This is a genomic window from Streptomyces sp. NPDC040405, assembly GCF_055595765.1.
Genome location: NZ_JBVIVI010000015.1, coordinates 1 through 18,541, shown reverse-complemented (window position 1 = coordinate 18,541; position 18,541 = coordinate 1). Strand labels below are relative to the sequence as shown.

At 70.8% G+C, this 18,541-nt stretch carries 15 protein-coding genes; 14 read left to right on the top strand and 1 reads right to left on the bottom strand.

Going from position 1 to position 18,541, the window contains the following annotated elements:
• Positions 1 to 70: 70 nt before the first annotated feature.
• On the bottom strand, positions 71 to 1,699 hold the full coding sequence (locus ACZ59A_RS38800; RefSeq protein WP_470968920.1) for an FAD-binding oxidoreductase: 1,629 nt from the start codon (positions 1,697 to 1,699) through the stop codon (positions 71 to 73).
• Positions 1,700 to 2,072: 373 nt separating this feature from the next.
• On the opposite strand from ACZ59A_RS38800, the gene ACZ59A_RS38795 reads away from it, so the two are divergent.
• The 14 genes from ACZ59A_RS38795 to ACZ59A_RS38730 all read left to right on the top strand — a co-directional run.
• Positions 2,073 to 3,536 carry an MFS transporter gene (locus tag ACZ59A_RS38795; RefSeq protein WP_470968917.1) on the top strand — a complete coding sequence of 488 codons (1,464 nt, stop codon included), beginning with the start codon at positions 2,073 to 2,075 and terminating at the stop codon, positions 3,534 to 3,536.
• Positions 3,537 to 3,615: 79 nt separating this feature from the next.
• Positions 3,616 to 4,056 carry a GlcG/HbpS family heme-binding protein gene (locus tag ACZ59A_RS38790; protein ID WP_468048343.1) on the top strand — a complete coding sequence of 147 codons (441 nt, stop codon included), beginning with the start codon at positions 3,616 to 3,618 and terminating at the stop codon, positions 4,054 to 4,056.
• Positions 4,057 to 4,146: 90 nt separating this feature from the next.
• Positions 4,147 to 4,794 carry a cupin domain-containing protein gene (locus ACZ59A_RS38785; protein WP_470968914.1) on the top strand — a complete coding sequence of 216 codons (648 nt, stop codon included), beginning with the start codon at positions 4,147 to 4,149 and terminating at the stop codon, positions 4,792 to 4,794.
• Positions 4,795 to 5,018: 224 nt separating this feature from the next.
• Positions 5,019 to 5,627 (top strand): O-methyltransferase, encoded by a 609-nt coding sequence (locus ACZ59A_RS38780; RefSeq protein ID WP_470968912.1) that lies wholly within the window; start codon positions 5,019 to 5,021, stop codon positions 5,625 to 5,627.
• A gap of 32 nt (positions 5,628 to 5,659) precedes the next feature.
• Entirely contained in the window at positions 5,660 to 6,475 is an 816-nt protein-coding gene (locus tag ACZ59A_RS38775) for a 2-amino-3,7-dideoxy-D-threo-hept-6-ulosonate synthase (RefSeq protein ID WP_470968909.1), read from the top strand.
• Complete coding sequence (locus ACZ59A_RS38770; protein WP_468048350.1) at positions 6,472 to 7,575, top strand: 3-dehydroquinate synthase II family protein; 1,104 nt, start codon at positions 6,472 to 6,474, stop codon at positions 7,573 to 7,575. Before ACZ59A_RS38775 ends, ACZ59A_RS38770 begins: the two co-directional genes overlap by 4 nt.
• Positions 7,576 to 7,708: 133 nt before the next feature.
• Complete coding sequence (locus ACZ59A_RS38765) at positions 7,709 to 8,593, top strand: bifunctional transcriptional activator/DNA repair enzyme AdaA (RefSeq protein WP_470968906.1); 885 nt, start codon at positions 7,709 to 7,711, stop codon at positions 8,591 to 8,593.
• A 13-nt stretch (positions 8,594 to 8,606) separates the two neighbouring features.
• The gene (locus ACZ59A_RS38760) at positions 8,607 to 10,325 is read left to right on the top strand and encodes a class I adenylate-forming enzyme family protein (protein ID WP_470968904.1); all 1,719 of its coding nucleotides are present in this window, start codon (positions 8,607 to 8,609) and stop codon (positions 10,323 to 10,325) included.
• 79 nt (positions 10,326 to 10,404) lie between these two features.
• Positions 10,405 to 11,412 carry a methyltransferase gene (locus ACZ59A_RS38755; RefSeq protein ID WP_470968901.1) on the top strand — a complete coding sequence of 336 codons (1,008 nt, stop codon included), beginning with the start codon at positions 10,405 to 10,407 and terminating at the stop codon, positions 11,410 to 11,412.
• Between the two features lie 44 nt (positions 11,413 to 11,456).
• Entirely contained in the window at positions 11,457 to 13,316 is a 1,860-nt protein-coding gene (locus ACZ59A_RS38750) for an FAD-dependent monooxygenase (RefSeq protein WP_470968899.1), read from the top strand.
• A gap of 1 nt (position 13,317) precedes the next feature.
• Positions 13,318 to 15,012 (top strand): FAD-dependent monooxygenase, encoded by a 1,695-nt coding sequence (locus tag ACZ59A_RS38745; protein WP_470968897.1) that lies wholly within the window; start codon positions 13,318 to 13,320, stop codon positions 15,010 to 15,012.
• Positions 15,009 to 16,955, top strand: a complete 1,947-nt coding sequence (locus ACZ59A_RS38740; protein WP_470968894.1) for an FAD/NAD(P)-binding protein — start codon at positions 15,009 to 15,011, stop codon at positions 16,953 to 16,955. Before ACZ59A_RS38745 ends, ACZ59A_RS38740 begins: the two co-directional genes overlap by 4 nt.
• Complete coding sequence (locus ACZ59A_RS38735) at positions 16,952 to 18,358, top strand: nitrosuccinate lyase (RefSeq protein WP_470968892.1); 1,407 nt, start codon at positions 16,952 to 16,954, stop codon at positions 18,356 to 18,358. The genes ACZ59A_RS38740 and ACZ59A_RS38735 overlap by 4 nt, the downstream gene beginning before the upstream one ends.
• A gap of 58 nt (positions 18,359 to 18,416) precedes the next feature.
• On the top strand, positions 18,417 to 18,541 hold a 125-nt coding region (locus ACZ59A_RS38730), incomplete at its 3' end, for an S-adenosylmethionine synthetase N-terminal domain-containing protein (RefSeq protein WP_470969153.1).

Sequence of the window (18,541 nt, the reverse complement as noted above, 5' to 3'; positions counted from 1 at the left end):
GGTATGCCACAGCACCGCACCGGCCGCCGGATTCGGCAGCCGGTGCGGTGTCCGCGCGGGTTCGTACGGGTCAGTCGGGCAGCTTCACCGACTGGCTGTGACGGAAGACGTTCCGCGGGTCGTACTTCTTCTTGACCGCCTGCAGCCGCGGGTAGTTCCCCTTGTAGTAGAGGTCGTGCCACGGGACCTTCGACGTGTTGTACTTCGGGTCGCCGAGGTCGATGTCCGGGTAGTTGACGTAGCAACCGTCGGTGATCTCGTTCGGCACCGGCACGCCGCCGGTCTCGGCGTAGACCTCCTGGTAGCACTCCCGTATCCAGGCCAGGGACTTGGCCTCGTCGGCCGCCTCGGTCCAGTACAGCATCCACGACATCTTGAACGCCGAGCCGCGGTGCGAAGAGGCCGTCGCCTTCTCGTCGATCGCGTTGACCTGGCCGCCGAACGAGCTCAGCTGCACCGATGCGGTGGGGTTGTCGATGGCGTCGCTGGTCAGATGCTTGTAGAGCGCGTCAAGATGCGTGTCGGGGAAGTTGGCCCGCATGTAGGCGGACTTGAAGTCTCCCTTCAGCGTCGGGTCGTTGAGGGTCAGCGTCGAGGTGCCGAGGTAGCGGGTCGCCTGGAGCCAGGGCATGCGGCGCGGCTTCACCAGCTCGGGCATGGCGGCGAGCTCACCCGTCCTGGTGGTGGCCGCCTCGTGCGCGACGGACACGCCCTTGCTGATGGCGGCCACGAAGTCCGCGAGCAGCTGCTCGGCGTTCGGCACGGTGGCGTCCATCTGGGTGATCATCCCGATGGCGCCGTTGGACTTGTGATTCAGCCCCAGGTAGCTGCACATCCCGGCGTACGGGTCGCCCGGAGCGCTGTGCGCGACGTGCCAGGCGCCGTAGTTCTTCACCAGGGTGTCGAAGTCCTTGCGGGAGAGCGAGCTCCACGGCCAGGAAACGGCGTTGATGAGCACCTCGGCCGGAGGGCGGGGGAGCAGGGTGGACGGCTCGGAGCCCTTGGCGCCGGGGCTGCGGAACCAGTAGCGCGTGACGATGCCGAAGTTGCCGCCGCCCCCGCCGGTGTGCGCCCACCACAGGTCGCGGTTGGGGTCCGACTCCTCCCGGGTGGCGACGACCGCCCGGGCGGTGCCCGAAGCGTCGACGACGACCACCTCGACCGCGTACAGATGGTCCACGACAAGGCCCAGCAGGCGGCACAGCATTCCCCAGCCGCCGCCGCTGACATGGCCGCCCGCGCCGACCTGGTGGCAGATGCCCGCCGGGATGACGACGCCCCAGCGGCGGTAGAGCCCCTCGTAGACGTCGAGCAGCTGACAGCCCGACTCGACCATGAACGCGTTGCGCTCGGTGTCGAAGTCGACCCGGCGCATCTCGGACAGGTCGACCACGACCTTCGCGTCCGGGTGATAGACGAAGTCCTCGAAGCAGTGCCCGCCGCTGCGGACCGAGAGGCGCTTGCCCTCCTTCACCGCCTGCTGGGTGGCGGCCACCACCTGGTCGGTCGTGGTGACCAGATGGACCTTCTCGGGCTTGCCTATGTACCGCTGGTTCCAGCCTCTGACCACATCCGCGTAGTTCCGGTCGCCGGGTGTGATCGCGACGCCGTCCCGCGCCGCCGCGGCACGCGTCGTGGCGGCCTCCGCGTCGCGCGTCGTGGCGGCGGCCGCGGTACCGGCCGTGCCGCCGAGCAGCATTCCTCCTCCAACGGAGGCGCCCCCGTAAAGGAAACGTCGCCGTTCCATCCCGCCTCTGCTGTCTGTCATCACATGGCCTCTCTGGCCGTCGTCGAGAAGCTGTGTGCCGGTTCCGGCGCAGCGAGCGACGGCCGCGGGCGACGCTACTTGCCGCCGAACGGGCCCCTCACCCGGAATATTGCTCCGCAATTCTCCGGCGGAAGCCGTCGCTCCCTCGGCCCCGCGGCGATGCAACCCCCCGGCATCCGACGGTGTTTCTCCTCCGTCGGCTTCGATCACGAGCCGCGCCGTGGGCCGTTGACCGGCCCTCGATCCACCACAGCGGCGCGGTGCGGGCCGACGGACGTGAGAGTCACCAGAGGAGAGGAAAGCAATGACCGAGCTCGATGCCATCAGTGAGGCGCGGGACAAACCCGCCGAGGATCGGATGACGCCCCGGCACCGGCTCATTCTCGTTCTCCTGCTCGGTGCCCAGTTCATGCTCGCGGTCGACTTCTCCGTGCTCAACATCGCCGTGCCGACCATCGGGGCGGACCTCGGCTTCGAGCTGAGCACCCTGCAGTGGATCGTCACCGGCTTCATGCTGCCCGCCGCGGGCTTCACCCTGCTGTTCGGCCGCATCGCCGACCTCTTCGGCCGGCGGAACCTCTTCCTGGTGGGCATGGTCATCCTCGGCGTCGCGTCGCTGGTCGGTGGCCTGGCCCAGTCGCCCGGCATGCTGCTGGCCGGCCGCACCGGACAGGGGCTCGCCACGGCCATGGCGACGCCCGCCGCGATGTCGCTGCTCACCACGTCGTTCCCCGAAGGCCCGCTCCGCCAGCGCGCCCTGGGGCTCAACGGCACCCTGCTCACCGGCGGCTTCGCACTGGGCTCGGTGCTCGGCGGCGTGCTGACCGAGCTGCTGAGCTGGCGCTGGGCGTTCCTGATCAACCTGCCGGTCGTCGTGCTCATCCTGGTCTTCGCCCCGCGCGTCCTGAGCGACAGCAGCGAGCGGACCCGCAGCCGCCTCGACGTTCCCGGCGCGGTCGCGGTCACCGGTGGTCTGGTCAGCCTGGTCTACGGCATCTCCGCGACCGAGCAGAACGGCTGGGGAGACCCCGTCGTCATCGGCTGCCTGATCCTCGCCGCGGTGCTGCTGGTCTCCTTCTGGTTCATCGAGCTGCGCAGCCCCAACCCGTTGGCGCCGGTCAGTGTGCTCAAGCGGCCCACCGTGCGCTGGGGCAACTTCGCCGGGCTCCTCGTCGTCAGCATGCCCAGCGCCGTGGTCTTCCAGATGACGCTCTACCTGCAGGACGTGCTCGACTACAAGCCGCTCGCCTCGGGTCTGGCGTTCGGCGGGTCCAGCGTCGCGGCCATCGTGGGCGGCCTTGTCGCCCCCAAGGTGATCGGCGCCATCGGCAGCAAGCGCACCCTCGTCACCGCCCTCACGGTCCAGGGGCTCGGCCTCCTGGCGCTGCTCACCGTGGACCAGGGCGACGCCGGGATCTACATCGTCCTCGTCGCCGTCGCGGTCGCCTTCTTCGGCCACGCCATGGGTCTCGTCTCCTACACGGTCATCGCCACCTCCGGCCTGCCCAATGAGGAGCAGGGCCTGGCGACCGGTCTGAGCACGATGAGCCAGCAGATCGCCCTCACGCTCGGCACCCCGGTGCTGGCAGCCGTCGCTGTCTTCGGCGCCGACGCGGCCGAGGGCGCGGAGGCGAGCATCGCCCAGACCCTCGACGGCATGCACCTCGCGGTGCTCGTGGGCGCGGTGGCGAGCCTGGCGGTCGCCGCCCTCGTGGCCGCCTTCTTCCGCGCCGGGGCTGCGGCCCAGCCCGAGGAGTCGACGGCCTGAGCCCGGCTCCTCCGTCCGACCTGTTCTTTCTCCCCTGTTGTTCACTCCGGCTCCGGCCGGTTCCACGAAAGGCACGCCCATGACCTCTGTCGAGCAGCTCGAAGCCACCGTCGTCGAGACCCGCACGATCACCCTCGCCGGCGCCCAGCAGGGCATCACCGCCGCCCTGCGCAAGGCCGAGGAGCTGGGCGCCCGGGTGGCGATCGTCGTCCTCGACGTCGGCGGCCACGTCCAGGCCCTGGCGCGGATGGACGGTGCCGTGGCCGTGGCCACCAGCGTCGCGCAGAACAAGGCGAGCACCGCGCTCGTCGTCCGTACGCCCACCAATGAATTCGCCGAGGCCATCAAGCAGGACGCGGTACTGGTGAGCAGCCTGGCCAGCCAGCCCGGTATGGCGCTTTTCTCCGGCGGTCTGCCGCTGGTTTCCGACGGCACGCCGGTCGGCGCCATCGGCGTCAGCGGCGGAATGGGTGACGAGGACCTGATCGTCGCTCGCGCGGGAGCCGCGGCCATCGTCTAGCCGGACGGTGGTGGTGAATGCGAGGGCAAGAATGTGAGTGCGTGCCCGGGGCCTTGGCGCGCAGGCTGTAGTCACGTTGCGAGAAGCGTCGTGGACGAAGGAGAGATTCCGGTGAACGTCAGCCCTGGAGAGGTCTACGAGAACCCCCGTTGCGGTGAGCGGATCGTGGTCCGCACGCCGGCCTCGGAGAGCGGGGGCAAGCGCTCGGTGATGGATCTCTATGTCGAACCCGGCGGTTTTGCCGCGGGCGAGCACATTCATCCGATCAGCCATGAGCGCTTCACCCTCGTGCGCGGAAAGCTCGCAGTCATCCAGGGCGGTCGCAAGACGGTTCTCGACAAGGTGGGACAGAGCATTCTGATCCAGCCGGGAATCGAGCACCGCTGGTGGAACCCGACAGGCGACAAGACCTACGCGATTTGCGAAGTCATCGGAAACGGGACGCGCTTCGAGCAGATGGTCATGCGTCAGCTCTTCTGCCTGGCGGTGGACGGGAAGACGAACGCCGAGGGTATGCCCACGCTGCTCCAGCGGGCCGTGACCTCGCTGGAGTTCCAGGACGTGCTGCGGTTCGTCAAGCCGTCCTGGAAGCGGCAGCGCATTCTCTACGAGATCCTCGCTCCGGTCGCCCGTCGCCTGGGCTACATGGGGTGCAATCCCGAGTACATGAACCGCAAGCCGTCGGAGGTGGCGGTCCTGGAGGACCTCCCCGACGAGGTGCTGGCCTGGCACTACTGACGGCACTAGTGACCTGGGTTCTCCCGGGCTGAATCGGCCGCTCGCAGATCCGGGAAGGGCAGCACGGACCAGCTACTGGTCCGTGCTGCCTTTTTTCTTGCCCAGGAGACAAGTGAAGTGCTTAACTCCACTTTTCTAGACAGTTATTAGACGGCCTCTAGTGCCGCCTCTGAAAGACTTCTCGCATGAGACCAACGACGGTATCTGAGCGCTTGTATTCGTACATGGTCGAAAACAGCGTCCCGGTCGATGAGTCCCAGCGGAATCTCATCCAGCGGACCGCCGGGGTCGGTGAGCGGTCGCGGATGCAGATCGGCACTCCGCAGGGCTCGTTCTTCACCTTCCTCACGCAGATCATGCAGGCGAAGAACGCGATCGAGGTGGGGACCTTCACCGGGTACTCCGCCCTGTGCATCGCCAAGGGCCTTCCGGTCGACGGCCACCTTCTCACCTGCGATGTGAGCGAGGAATGGACCAGTCTCGGCAGGGAGGCGTGGAAAGAGGCCGGGGTCGACGAGAAAATCGAACTCCGCCTCGGCCCGGCCCTGGAGACGCTGCGTTCCCTGCCGGCCGATCCGGTCGTGGATCTGGCCTTCATCGACGCGGACAAGCAGAGCTACACCGCCTACTACGAGGAATTGGTGCCCCGCCTGCGACCCGGCGGCGTCATCCTCGTCGACAACGTCTTCTGGTTCGGATCCGTCGTCGACGACCCGGACGGAGAGGGCGCCACGATGCACGCCTTCAATGCCCATGTGGCGGCGGACGAGCGAGTCGAGGCCGTCATTCTGTCGATCGGTGACGGATTGACGATGGTCCGCAAAAGGACCTGAGCCCACACTTCGGCAGCACAAGGGAGTGTCTGATGCCGAGCACGTCTTCATCGGGTAAATCACTACGACTAGCCAGACTTTCCAGGCACGGCGACGAGCGCTATCTCTTCGTGCCACTCGATCACTCCGTCTCCGACGGGCCGATCGCGACGGTCAGCGGCTTCCAGGAACTCGTCCGTGACGTGGTCGCGGGCGGGGCCGACGGGATCGTGGTCCACAAGGGCCGGGCCCGGCAGCTCGCCCCCGAACTGCTCTCGGACACCTCGCTGCTCATCCACCTGAGCGCGAGCACGGCACACGGCCCGGACGTCAACGCCAAGGTGCTCGTGGGCGACGTCGACGAGGCCATCAGCCTCGGGGCGGACGCGGTGAGCGTGCACGTCAACATCGGCTCGCAGACCGAGGCCGACCAGCTGGCCGACCTGGGTACGGTCGCCAGGGCCTGCGACCGATGGGGCATGCCGCTGCTGGCGATGATCTACCCACGAGGCCCGCGGGTCACCGATCCGTTCGACCCGGCGCTGGTGGCGCACGTCGTCAACATCGCCGCAGACCTCGGTGTCGACATCGTCAAGACCGTGTTCGCCTCCCCCGTGGAGCGCATGGCCGAGGTGGTCGAAAGCTCCCCGCTCCCGATCATCGTCGCGGGCGGTGGCGACGCGTCGCAGAGTCTGCAGGACTTCGCGGTCTCGGCGCTCGCGGTCGGCTGCAGCGGACTCGCCATCGGCCGACGCGTCTTCACCTCGGCAACTCCCCGCACCACGGTTCAGGAACTCGCCGAGATCGTTCACGGGCCCCAGGGCTCTCCCGTCTCCATCCAAACTCCGCGAATGGCAGGTGCACTGTGAAGCTCAGTTGGGTCGACATCCGCTCGGTCGGTTCCGCGAAGGACGCCATCATCCAGGAGGCGATTCACGCCCGGGTAGAGGGGATCCTCGCCGCCGATCCGGCGGACCTGGAGAAGCTGCCGCCGACGGTCAAGAAGGTCCTCTTCCCGCAGGGCCAGACGCTCCCCGAGAGCTTCGGCACCGCGGATGTCGTCATCGTCGACCCCGCCAAGCACGGGGAGCCGGCCGAACTGGCGCTCGCGCACCCCGATGTGGAGTTCGGCCGGTTCGTCGAGATCATCGACGCCGAGACGCTGGAGGACGCCTGCCAGTCCGGCCGCGTCGACAAGTGGAGCGTGCTGCTCTTCCGCGACCCCACCAAGATCCCGCTGGAGATCGTGATCGCGGCCGCCGCCCGTGCCAACGGCAGCCTCGTCACCGTCGCCAAGGACGTGGAGGAAGCCGAGATCATCTTCGGCGTGCTGGAGCTCGGCTCCGACGGCGTGCTGATGGCCCCGGCGAAGGTCGGTGACGTCACCGCGCTCAAGGCCGCGGCCGAAGGCGGCATACCCGACCTCCAGCTGGTCGAGCTGGAGGTCACGGCCACCGCGCACGTCGGCATGGGCGAGCGGGCCTGCGTGGACACCGCCACCTACTTCGGCAAGGACGAGGGCATCCTCGTCGGCTCGCACTCCAAGGGCATGATCCTCTGCGTCAGCGAGACCCACCCGCTGCCGTACATGCCGACCCGCCCGTTCCGGGTCAACGCCGGTGCCATCCACTCGTACACCGTCGGCCAGAACGAGCGCACCAACTACCTGAGCGAGCTGAAGGCCGGGAGCAAGGTCACCGCCGTGGACATCCACGGCAAGACCCGCCTGGTCACCGTCGGCCGGGTCAAGATCGAGACTCGCCCGCTGCTCTCCATCGACGCGGTCGGCCCCGACGGCCGTACGGCCAACCTGATCCTCCAGGACGACTGGCACGTCCGGGTGCTCGGCCCGGGCGGCACGGTGCTCAACAGCACCGAGCTGAAGCCCGGCGACAAGGTGCTCGGCTATCTGCCGGTCGAGGACCGCCACGTCGGCTACCCGATCAACGAGTTCTGCCTGGAGAAGTAGCAGCCCCGGGCGGGCCGGGCGGCACGCACTCGCGCCACCGGCCCGCCCCGGCGGGGACCGCGGGACCACCTCCCCGCGCGCGTACCTCCGAACCACCCCCACAACGGAATCAGCGCATCCCGGAGGAAGAGTCTTGGACGGGACAGTGTCGTCCTACGTCGATGACGAAGACCGGTGGAAGGCCGTTCAGCGCCGAGACCGGCAGGCGGACGGAGTCTTCTACTACTCGGTGCGGACGACGGGCATCTACAGCAGGCCCTCCTGCGTCTCCCGACCGGCGCGCCGGGCCAACACCGTCTTCTTCACCGACCCGGAGGCGGCCGAGCGCGCCGGATACCGGCCGTGCCGCCGTTGCAGACCACGCGAGGACAGTGCGCACAACTCCTATGTGACCGCCATCGCCAGGACCTGCGCGCTGATCCACGAGGCGACCGAGACACCGAACCTCGACACCCTCGCCGAGGCGGCCGGTTTCAGCCGCTTCCACTTCCACCGGGTCTTCAAACGGCTGACGGGAGTGACCCCGCAGGCGTACGTGGCCACCTGCCGGGCCGACCGGCTGCGCCGGGTGATCTCCGAGGCCGGGACGGTGACGGAGGCCATCTACCGGTCGGGCTTCACCTCCCAGGGCAACTTCTACGCCGTCTCCCAGCAGATTCTGGGCATGACGCCGACCAACTTCCGTACCGGCGCGGACTCCATCGCCATCAGCTTCTCCGTCTCGGAGAGCCCTCTCGGCCCCGTTCTGGTCGCGAAGACCGACAAGGGGATCTGCTCCGTGCTCACGGGCGACGACGGAGCGACGCTCGTCGGACGGCTGAGGGATCGTTTTCCCAAGGCCCATCTCATCCGTGCAGACCGGGAGTTCGACGACCGGGTCGCCGCCGCCGTACGCCAGTCGGAGCCGCCCAGGCCGGGCCGTGACCTGCCGCTGAGCATCCGCGTCACGGCCATGAGCGAGCGCCTCAGCAAGGCATTGCGCGAGACACCGAGCGAACCATCCGCCCAGACACGGTGAAAGAGGATTGGTGATGTTACTTTTCGGCACCCACAGGTCGGCGGCCCAGCGCCTGCGGCTGACGGCCGATCGCGGGCTCGGCGCGGGCAACTTCTTCTGGCACGCCTGGTCGATCGCCCGGGACCGGGACCGGCCGCTGCTCTACCACCCGGACGTCACCGCCCCCGGCTGGGCGGAGGCCGAGCCGCGCGGCGTCTCCCTGAACGACATGCGCATCACCGTGATCCGGTACGCCACCTGGTACCGCGACCATGGCGTGGGGCCCTCCTCCCACGTCGGGGTCTACACCCGCGACGGGCTGTCCGGGCTGCTCCACCACATAGCGATCAACAGTCTCGGCGCCGCCGCCGTGCACTGCAATCCCAGGATGGCGTTCCCGACCGCGGCCGAATACTTCCAGCGCACCCAGACGACGGTCCTCGTCGGCGACAAGGACCTGCTCGACGGCTGCACCGAGGCCTGGTCGGAGCAGGGCATCGCCGTCGCCCGGACGCCCGTGCTCCAGGACATCCGGCAGCTGGACGAGACCGCCCCGCTGCCGCCCGCCCCGCTGCCCGGCTTCCCCTACCGGCACCGGCCCGACGACCTGATGATGGTCTCCCACTCCTCCGGGACCACCGGCCGCCCCAAGGCGCCGATCTTCACCCACCGCGGGTTCTTCATCGGCAAGCGCGAGCGCCTGTGGAGCTTCCCGTCCCTGCGCACCGACCGCATGCTCACCGCCCTCCCGCACAGCCACTCGTCGGGCATCAGCTATCTCAGCATGGCGCTGCTGCTGGGCATCCCGACCATGATTCTCGACGACCCCGACGGGCGGTCCGTGGCCCAGGCGATCAACCAGTTCCACCCCACCTTCGTCCTCGGCTTCCCGCTGACCCTCGCGGAGATCGACACCGCGGACATCGACCCCCGCGCCGCCCGGAACATCCACTCGTGGAACGGCATGGGCGACGCCTCGCACGAGCGGCACATCAGGCCCCTGACCGGCCTCGGCTCCCGCCCCGGCAAGACCGGCTCGCAGTACAACGACGGCCTGGGCTCCTCCGAGATGGGCATGGTGCTCTTCCGGCAGGTGTACTTCCCCGAGTCGACCGAGTACGGACGGCTCATCGGCCGCCCGGCCGGTGTGGTCAAGAAGGCCGCCGTCCTCGACGAACAGGGGAACGAACTTCCCGACGGACAGGCCGGGATGCTCGGCGTCCGCACCCCCAGCGTCACCCCCGGCTACTGGGACGATCCCCAGCTCAGCCAGGAGTCCCTGCTGAACGGCTACTTCCTCACCGGCGACATCGTCCGCCGCGACGACCAGGGCCGCTTCTTCCACCTCGACCGCACCCCCGACGTCATCCACGCCGCCGCGGGGCCCGTGCACAGCCTCCCGCTGGAGGAGATCGTGCTGCTGACCACCCAGGCGCTCGACGCCGCGGTGGTGGGGGTCGAGGACCCCGAGGCCCCGGGGAAGTCCGCCCCCATCGGCATCGCCCTCTTCCGCGAGGACGGACAGGACGGCGGCGACCGCCCGGAGCGCTCCTCCGACGCCCTCCTGAAGGCCGTCAACGCCGAACTCGCCCGCAAGCGGCTGCCCCTGCTGCGTGCGCTGCTCATCGCCGCCGACCGCACGGAACTGCCCGTGGGCGTCACCGGCAAGGTGCTCAAGCGGCAGCTCCGCGAGCGCCACCGCACCCTGCTGCACGACGCCGCCGCCCACGGGGCCGCGCCACGGGCGAACTGACCGTCGCCGCCGTCGTACGCCGCCCGCCGACGTACGCCAGCGGCCTCACCACCGCCCCACCCGATCAGAAGGGCCAGCCATGCACGACGGACACGCCGCGCGCCAAGTAGTCGACATCATCACCGGCTCCTGGCAGTCACAGGCGCTCTACGCCGCGGTCGCCCTGGAGATCCCCGACCACATCGCCGCCGGACACACCACCGACGTGGCCCTGGCCACGGCCACCGGTTCGGGTCCGGACGGCATCACCCGGCTGATGCGGCTGCTGCTGGCCATGGGCGTCTTCGGCCGGTCGACGGAGCGTGGCTACGAGCTGACGCCGGTGAGCGAAGTGCTCCGCGCCGACAGCGACGTGTCGATGCGCGACATGATCCAGCTCTACGGCGAGGAGTTCCACACCGCGTGGGGAGCGGTGGTACCCGCCGTCCGCACCGGCTCCTCCGGCTTCGAACACGCCCTCGGCTCCTCGATCCACGCGTATCTGGCGAACGCGCCCGGCGCGGGCGCCAAGTTCCAGCGCGCCATGAACGCGGGCAACGTCTTCTTCCCCGACGTCCTGGACGCCTTCGACTTCTCCCGCTGCCACACGGTGATGGACGTCGCGGGCGGCAGCGGGCAGTTCCTGTCGATGGTCCTGCGGGCGCACCCGCATCTGCACGGGGTGCTCCTCGACCTGCCGCATATGATTCCCGTCGCCCACGCCCACCTGGACGCGGCCGTGGGCCCCGACCGCTACGAAGCCGTCGAGGGGGACATCTTCGCCTCGGTACCCGAGGGCGCCGACGCGTATCTCCTCTCCCGGGTGCTCCAGGACTGGGACGACGACCGGTCCGTGACCCTTCTGTCCAACATCCGCAAGGCGCTGCCCGAATCCGGCCGACTGCTGGTCGTGGAGCGGGTCATTCCCGAGGAAGGCGCCCCGGAACTGCTGCCACTCCTGTACGACCTGCATCTCCTCATGGCCGCCGGAGGGCGCGGGCGGACGCTGGACGGCTACCGCGACGTCCTCACCGCGGCCGGGCTGCGTCTGGAGTCCGTACACCCGCTGGCCCTCGAAACCACGTTACTGGTCGCGGCCGCGGCCTAGGTTCCGCGCCGACGACCCACGAGAAGGCGAATACGAGGCACGCGATGAACCTCTCACCCCCATCCCGACCGAGTGACGACCCCCGCGTCCTGGACGTCCCCGTGCTGATCATCGGCGGCGGCGGCGCGGGCCTGACGGCATCCGTTTTCCTCTCCGACCTCGGCGTCGGCTCGCTGCTCGTCGAGCGCCATGAGACGACGTCGATCCAGCCGAAGGCGCATATCCTCAACGCCCGCACCATGGAGATCTTCGGCCACCACGGACTGGCCCGGGACATCTACGCCGAGGGCTCCCCGCCCGTCAACTGCGGCGCCATGGCCTGGCTGACCAGCCTCGGCGGCGACGAGCCGTACGACCGCAAGGTGCTCCACCGCGCCGATGCCTACGGCGGCGGCGCGCTGGCCGAGCGGTACGCCGAGGCGTCCGCGTACCCGCACGCCAACCTCGGCCAGCGCTGGCTGGAGCCGCTGATCCGCCGCCATGCCGAGGAGCGCAACCCCGGCGGGATCCGCTTCGGACACGAGATGGTGGAGTTCGAGGACCACGGGGACAGCGTCACCGCGACCATCCTGGACCGCGCAGCGGACCGTACGTACCGCGTCCGCGCCGGGTATCTGATCGCCGCCGACGGCGGTCGCTCGGTGAGCAAGCGGCTCGGCATCCGGATGCTGGGCACGCCCACCTTCCTGGAGTGGATCAACCTCCATATACGGGCCGACTTCTCCGAGTTCATCCCGTTCGACGACACGGTGGTCAACCGGGTCTCCAGCCTCGCCGACGACGGCACCCTGGAGCACTGCGGCGTCGTGCCCATGGGCCCCAAGCGCTGGGGACGCCACTCCGAGGAGTGGACGCTGATGTTCTCCCGGCCGCCGGGCGCGAAGGGCGCGGCGGAACTGGACGACGAGACCATCGTCAAGATGGTCCGCCGGACGCTGAAGCTCCCTCAGGACCACGCGATGGAGGTGCAGAGCATCAGCCGCTGGCCCGTGGAGGGCACGGTCGCCGAGCACTTCCGCGTCGGCCGCGTCTTCCTCGTCGGCGACGCCGCCCACCGCCATCCGCCGTCCGGCGCGCTCGGGCTCAACACCGGCGTCCAGGACTCCCACAACCTGACCTGGAAGCTGGCCCGGGTTCTCTCCGGCGACGCCGCGCCCGCCCTGCTGGACAGCTACGGGGCAGAGCGGCGCCCGGTCGCCGAGCGCGTCGTCGAGCGGGCCCTGTTCTCGCTGTTCAACCAGATCGCCTTCACCGCGGGCACCGGCGTGGTCCCGGGGGCCCGCCCCGAGTGGAACCGGGCCCAGATGACCGCCCTGTTCTCCGACACGGCCGACGGCCGCACCCGGCGCGCCGTCCTCGCCGAGTACTTCGAGACCAACCGGATCACCACCGCCCACCTCGGGCTGGAGATGGGCTACGACTACGCCGGCGCCGGCTTCGTCACCGACGACGGCACCGAGCGGCCCGAGCCCGATCCGCTCGGCCTGGAGTACGTCCAGTCCTGCCGCCCCGGCAGCCGGATGCCGCACGCCTGGCTGGAGCGCGGCGGGCGGCGGACGGCGACCCACGACCTCATCGGCCACGGGGAGTTCCTGCTGCTCACCGGTGCGCGGGGCGAGAGCTGGGCGCACGCCGCGGCCGAGGTCTCCGGGACCCACGGCCCGGCCGTCACCGCCCACGCCGTGGGCCCGGAGCACGAGCTGACCGACCCCGAAGGCGTCTGGGCCGCCCTGCGCGGCCATGGCGAGGAGGGGGCCGTGCTGGTCAGGCCCGATGGCTTCGTCGCCATGCGGCTGGACGCGGCGTCCCCGGACCCGGTGCGGGAACTGCGCCGGGGGCTGGACGTGGCCCTGGGCCGTGCCGTCCCCGTGACGGCCGCGCCGGGCGGGGAAGGGGACCTCTGACATGGCCGACGTCCTGCGCACTCCCGTCGCCATCGTGGGCGCCGGTCCGGTGGGCATCATGCTCGCGCTCTTCCTCGACCGCTACGGCATCGAATCGGTCCTCTTCAACGCCGAGCCCACCTTGGAGGACAAGCCCCGGGGCAACACGCACAACGCCCGCACCATGGAGCACTACCGGCGCCTGGGCATCTCCGGCCAGATCCGACGGCTGGGCCCGCCCGCCGACCACACCCTCGACATCGCCTACTTCACCCGCTACAGCGGCTTCGAGCTGTCCCGGCTGACGCTGCCCTCGCCGGGGGGCCGGATGCGGGCGCTCGCGGACACGCCCCGCATCGACCAGACGCCCGAGCCGGTGCACCGCGCCAACCAGATGTACGTCGAGAAGTTCCTCTACGAACATGCCATGACCCGCCCCAACATCACCTTCCGCTTCGGCTGGCGGGTGACCGGCCTCAAGCAGAACGCCACCGGCGTCACCCTTGAGGCCGAAAGCGTCACCGGCGGCGCCCGGGAGAGCTGGCAGGCGCCGTACGCGGTGGGCTGCGACGGCGGCCGCAGCTTTGTGCGCCGCGCGCTGGGCGTGCACTACGAGGGGCCCGGATCGCTGGAGCAGGAGATCCTGGGGCGCCGTGCCACCGCCGCCCATCTGCGGCTGCCGACGTTCCACACGGACGTCTTCACGGGGCGGCGGGCCTGGAGCTACTGGTCGCTCAACCCCGAGCTGGTCATGAACCTCATCGCGCTCAACGGCCGGGACGAGTTCTTCCTGCTCACCAGCTCCGTCGACCCGGACACCACCAACGCCGAGGAACTGACCTCGCTGGTGCGGCGCGCGGCGGGCACCGAGCTGCCCGTCGAGGTGCTCAGCCACCGCCCGTGGACACCGGGCGCCGCCCTGGTCGCCGAGCGCTTCACCATGGGACGAGTGTTCCTCGCGGGCGACGCGGCCCATCTGTTCACCCCCAACGGCGGCTTCGGTATGAACACCGGGGTGGACGACGCCGCCAACCTCGCCTGGAAGCTGGCCGGGACGATCCAGGGCTGGGGCGGCCCCGCACTGCTCCGCTCGTACGAGAGCGAGCGGCGGCCGATCGCCCTGCGCAACACCGCCGCCGCCCGCGAACTCAACACCGGCCTCGCCGACATCGAGCGCCCCGGCGTCATGGAGGCCGACACACCGGAGGGCGCGAAGGCCCGCGCCCGGGTCGGCGCGCTCGTCCGCTCCTACGGCGAGCGGACCCACTCCATCGGCGTGCAGCTCGGCGCCCGGTACGACGGCTCCCCGCTCATCGACTCCGACGAGGAGCCGCCGAGCGACTCCATGGGCACCTACACGCCCACCGCCATCCCCGGCGGACGCGCCCCGCACGTATGGCTCGACGACTGGCGCGGCCCCGGCAGTTCGCTCTTCGACCGCTTCGGGCCCTACTACACCGTGCTCCGGCTGGGCCCCGAGCCGCCGCCCGTCAAGGAGCTGGAGGCCGCCGCCCAGGCCGCGGGTATGCCGCTGCGCACCCTGGACGTCGAGGATCCGGTCGTCCGCGACCTCTACGAGCGCGACCTCGTCCTCATCCGCCCCGACCAGCACGTCGCCTGGCGCGGCGACGCGCTGCCCACCGACCCCGGCGACCTCGTGGCCCGAGTGACGGGACAGCGGGCGGCGGAGGCGGCACGGGACAAGGACTCCGCATGAGCCGGGGAGAGCTGCGGGTCGGACTCGTCGGCGCCGGGCCCCGCGGCCTGTCGGTGCTGGAGCGGATCTGCGCACGCGAGCGCAAGTCCGGCTCGTACCGCGCGGTGTCCGTGCACGTCGTGGACCCCTACCCGGCGGGCGCGGGCCAGGTCTGGCGCACCGATCAGTCCCCCGAGCTGCTGATGAACACGGTCGCCTCGCAGATCACCCTGTTCACCGACGACAGCGTGGAGATGGACGGCCCGATGGAACCGGGTCCCAGCCTCTACGAATGGGCCAGGGGACTCGCCCCGGACGACGACGGCGCCGACGGCCGCACACTGGCCGAGGCCCGTCGGCTCGGCCCCGACGCGTACCCCACCCGGGCCTTCTACGGCTCCTATCTGACCAGCGTCTTCCGCCGGGTGGTGGCTGACGCCCCGCGCCACGTCACCGTTTCGGTGCACCGGGCCCGGGCCGTCGCGCTGGACAACACCGGACCGCTCGCCGACGGCCCGCAGACCCTCACCCTCGACAACGGGGTCCGGCTGACCGGACTGCACGCCGTCGTCCTGGCCCAGGGGCATGTGCCCGCCCTGCCCGCGCCCCACGAGGAGGAACTCGCCCGGGCCGCCGCCCAGCACGGCCTGCGCTATGTGCCGCCCGCCAACCCCGCGGACGTGGACCTCAGCGGCGTCGGGCCGGGACAGACCGTGCTGCTGCGCGGCCTCGGGCTGAACTTCTTCGACCACATGGCCCTGCTCACCGCCGGCCGGGGCGGCACCTTCCGGACCGAGGCCGGGCGCCTCGTCTACCAGCCCTCCGGCCGGGAGCCGAAGATCTACGCGGGGTCCCGCAGGGGCATCCCGTACCACTCCCGCGGCGAGAACGAGAAGGGTGCCCACGGGCGTTACCTGCCGCGGCTGCTCACCCCCGAGACGATCGCCGGGCTGCGGCGGCGGGCGGTCGACGGCGAGCGGGTGCACTTCGGGACCGACCTGTGGCCGCTGATCGCCAAGGAGGTCGAGAGCGTCTACTACGGCACCCTGCTGGCCGTACGGGGCCGCGCCGCCGACCGGGAGGCGTTCACCGACCGGTATCTGGCCGCCCCGGCGGGCGAGGCGGAGCGCCGCCTGCTGGACGAGTTCGGGTTCGCGCCGCACGACCGCTGGGACTGGGACACCCTCGCCCGGCCGCACGGGAACCGGACCTATCCCAGCCCGGCCGCGTTCCGGCAGTGGCTGGTGGACTATCTCGCCGAGGACGTGCGCGCCGCCCGCGCGGGCAATGTGAGCGGTCCGCTCAAGGCGGCCCTGGACGTGCTGCGCGACCTGCGCAACGAGATCCGGCTCACGGTCGACCACAGCGGTCTGGAGGGCAACTCCTACCGCGACGAGCTGACGGCCTGGTACACCCCGCTCAACGCGTTCCTCTCGATCGGGCCCCCGGTCTCGCGCATCGAGGAGCTGCTCGCCCTCATCGAAGCGGGCGTGGTCCGCGTCATCGGACCCGACATCCAGCTCACGGTCGACGAGAGCGTCCCGTCGTTCGTCGCCGGGTCGGAGGCCGTACGGGGCGGGCGGATCCGGGCCGGTGTGCTCATCGAGGCCCGGCTGCCCGAGCCGGACCTGCGCCGCACTGCCGACCCCCTGCTGCGCCATCTGCTCACCACGGGGCAGTGCCGCCCGTACGACATCCCGGGCACCTGCGGCACGAGCTACCGCACGGGGGGACTCGCGGTCACCGAGCGGCCCTACCGGATCGTCGACGCCCACGGCGCCCCCCACCCGCGCCGGTTCGCCTACGGGGTCCCCACCGAGGCCGTGCACTGGGTGACCGCGGCCGGGATCCGGCCCGGCGTCAACTCGGTGACGCTCGGCGACTCGGACGCCCTCGCGCGCGCCGTGCTCGACATCCGGGTGGGCCCCGCCCTCTCGGACTCTTCCCTGGAGGCGATCGCATGACCGGCGCTTTCGACGGCGGCCGCGACACCGGACTGCTCTCGCCCGTACGGGCGGGCACGCCCATCGAGGCGGAGGTGGCGGACGAGGCGTGGCTCCAGGCGATGCTGGACGCCGAGGCGGCTCTGGCCAGGGCCCAGGCCCGGCTCGGCACCGTCCCGGCGGAGGCCGCGGCCGCCATCACCGAGCACGCCCGCGCGGACCGGTTCGACCCGCGGGCGCTGGCCCTCGTCGCCCGCGAGACGGCCAACCCCGTGGTGGGCCTCGTCCAGGTGCTGACCCGGGCGGTGGCGGCCTCGGACCCCGTGGCGGCCGAGTACGTCCACCGCGGGTCCACCAGTCAGGACGTCTTCGACACCGGGGCCATGCTGGTGGCCGCCCGCGCCCTGCGCCGGGTACGGGCCGATCTGGACCGTACCTGCGTGGCGCTGGCCGTGCTCGCCGCCGACCACCGCGACACCCTCATGGTCGGCCGGACCCTCGCCCTGCACGCCGTCCCCACCACCTTCGGGCTCAAGGCGGCAGGCTGGCGCCATCTGCTGCTGGACGCCGTCGCCCGGCTCGACCGGCTGCTCGACGGAGGCTTGCCGGTCTCGCTCGGCGGCGCCGCGGGCACCCTCGCCGGATACCTGCAGTACGCGGCGCTGGACGGCGGGCCGAACGGAGCGTCCGGCACCGCCGATTACGTCGACCGGCTGGGCGCCGCGTTCGCCGAGGAGACCGGGCTCGCCCGGCCCCTGCTGCCGTGGCACACGCTCCGTACGCCCCTGGCCGACCTCGGTGCCGCGCTGTCCTTCACCGCCGGGGCGCTCGGCAAGATCGCCGTGGATGTGCAGTCGATGGCCCGGACCGAGGTCCAGGAGGTCGCCGAACCGGCGGCACCCGGGCGCGGCAGTTCCTCGGCCATGCCGCACAAGCGCAACCCGGTGCTCTCCACCCTGCTGCGCAGCGCCGCCCTCCAGGTCCCGGTGCTGGCCACGGGGCTGACGCAGAGTCTGCTGTCCGAGGACGAGCGGTCCGCCGGGGGCTGGCACGCGGAGTGGCTGCTGCTGCGCGAGTGCCTGCGCCTGACCGGCGGGGCGGCGCACACCGCCGTCGAACTCGCGGAGGGCCTGGCCGTCAGCCCGGAGCGGATGCGCGACAACGCCCATCTGACCGGCGCCCGGGTGGCTTCCGAGCGGGTCGCGGCCGTGCTGGCGCCACGGCTCGGGAAGGCCCGGGCGAAGCATCTGCTCACCGAGGCGACCGCGCGGGCCGAGCGGGACGGGCTGCCGCTCGCCGAGGTGCTTCAAGTGCTCCCCGAAGTGGCCGCCCACCTGGGCGCCGAGGATCTGCGCGAACTGCTCGACCCGGCCCGTTACACGGGCGCGGCGGGGCCGCTGGTGGACCGCGCGCTCAAGCGCTGACCGGCGACCGCTCGTCCCGCACCACCCCGTCCGTATCACCCCAGCGGAGGAACTCGCCATGACACTGCGCCTGTTCACCTCGGAGTCCGTGACCGAGGGTCACCCCGACAAGATCGCTGACCAGATCAGCGACACCATCCTCGACGCGCTCCTGAAGGAGGACCCGACCTCTCGGGTCGCCGT

Coding starts and splice junctions, on each gene's coding strand:
- ACZ59A_RS38800 (WP_470968920.1), bottom strand. CDS start 1,699: ATGCTGCTCGGCGGCACGGCCGGTACCGCGGCCGCCGCCACGACGCGC.
- ACZ59A_RS38735 (WP_470968892.1), top strand. CDS start 16,952: ATGACCGGCGCTTTCGACGGCGGCCGCGACACCGGACTGCTCTCGCCC.
- ACZ59A_RS38755 (WP_470968901.1), top strand. CDS start 10,405: ATGCACGACGGACACGCCGCGCGCCAAGTAGTCGACATCATCACCGGC.
- ACZ59A_RS38745 (WP_470968897.1), top strand. CDS start 13,318: ATGGCCGACGTCCTGCGCACTCCCGTCGCCATCGTGGGCGCCGGTCCG.
- ACZ59A_RS38780 (WP_470968912.1), top strand. CDS start 5,019: ATGGTCGAAAACAGCGTCCCGGTCGATGAGTCCCAGCGGAATCTCATC.
- ACZ59A_RS38775 (WP_470968909.1), top strand. CDS start 5,660: ATGCCGAGCACGTCTTCATCGGGTAAATCACTACGACTAGCCAGACTT.
- ACZ59A_RS38760 (WP_470968904.1), top strand. CDS start 8,607: ATGTTACTTTTCGGCACCCACAGGTCGGCGGCCCAGCGCCTGCGGCTG.
- ACZ59A_RS38790 (WP_468048343.1), top strand. CDS start 3,616: ATGACCTCTGTCGAGCAGCTCGAAGCCACCGTCGTCGAGACCCGCACG.
- ACZ59A_RS38750 (WP_470968899.1), top strand. CDS start 11,457: ATGAACCTCTCACCCCCATCCCGACCGAGTGACGACCCCCGCGTCCTG.
- ACZ59A_RS38740 (WP_470968894.1), top strand. CDS start 15,009: ATGAGCCGGGGAGAGCTGCGGGTCGGACTCGTCGGCGCCGGGCCCCGC.
- ACZ59A_RS38795 (WP_470968917.1), top strand. CDS start 2,073: ATGACCGAGCTCGATGCCATCAGTGAGGCGCGGGACAAACCCGCCGAG.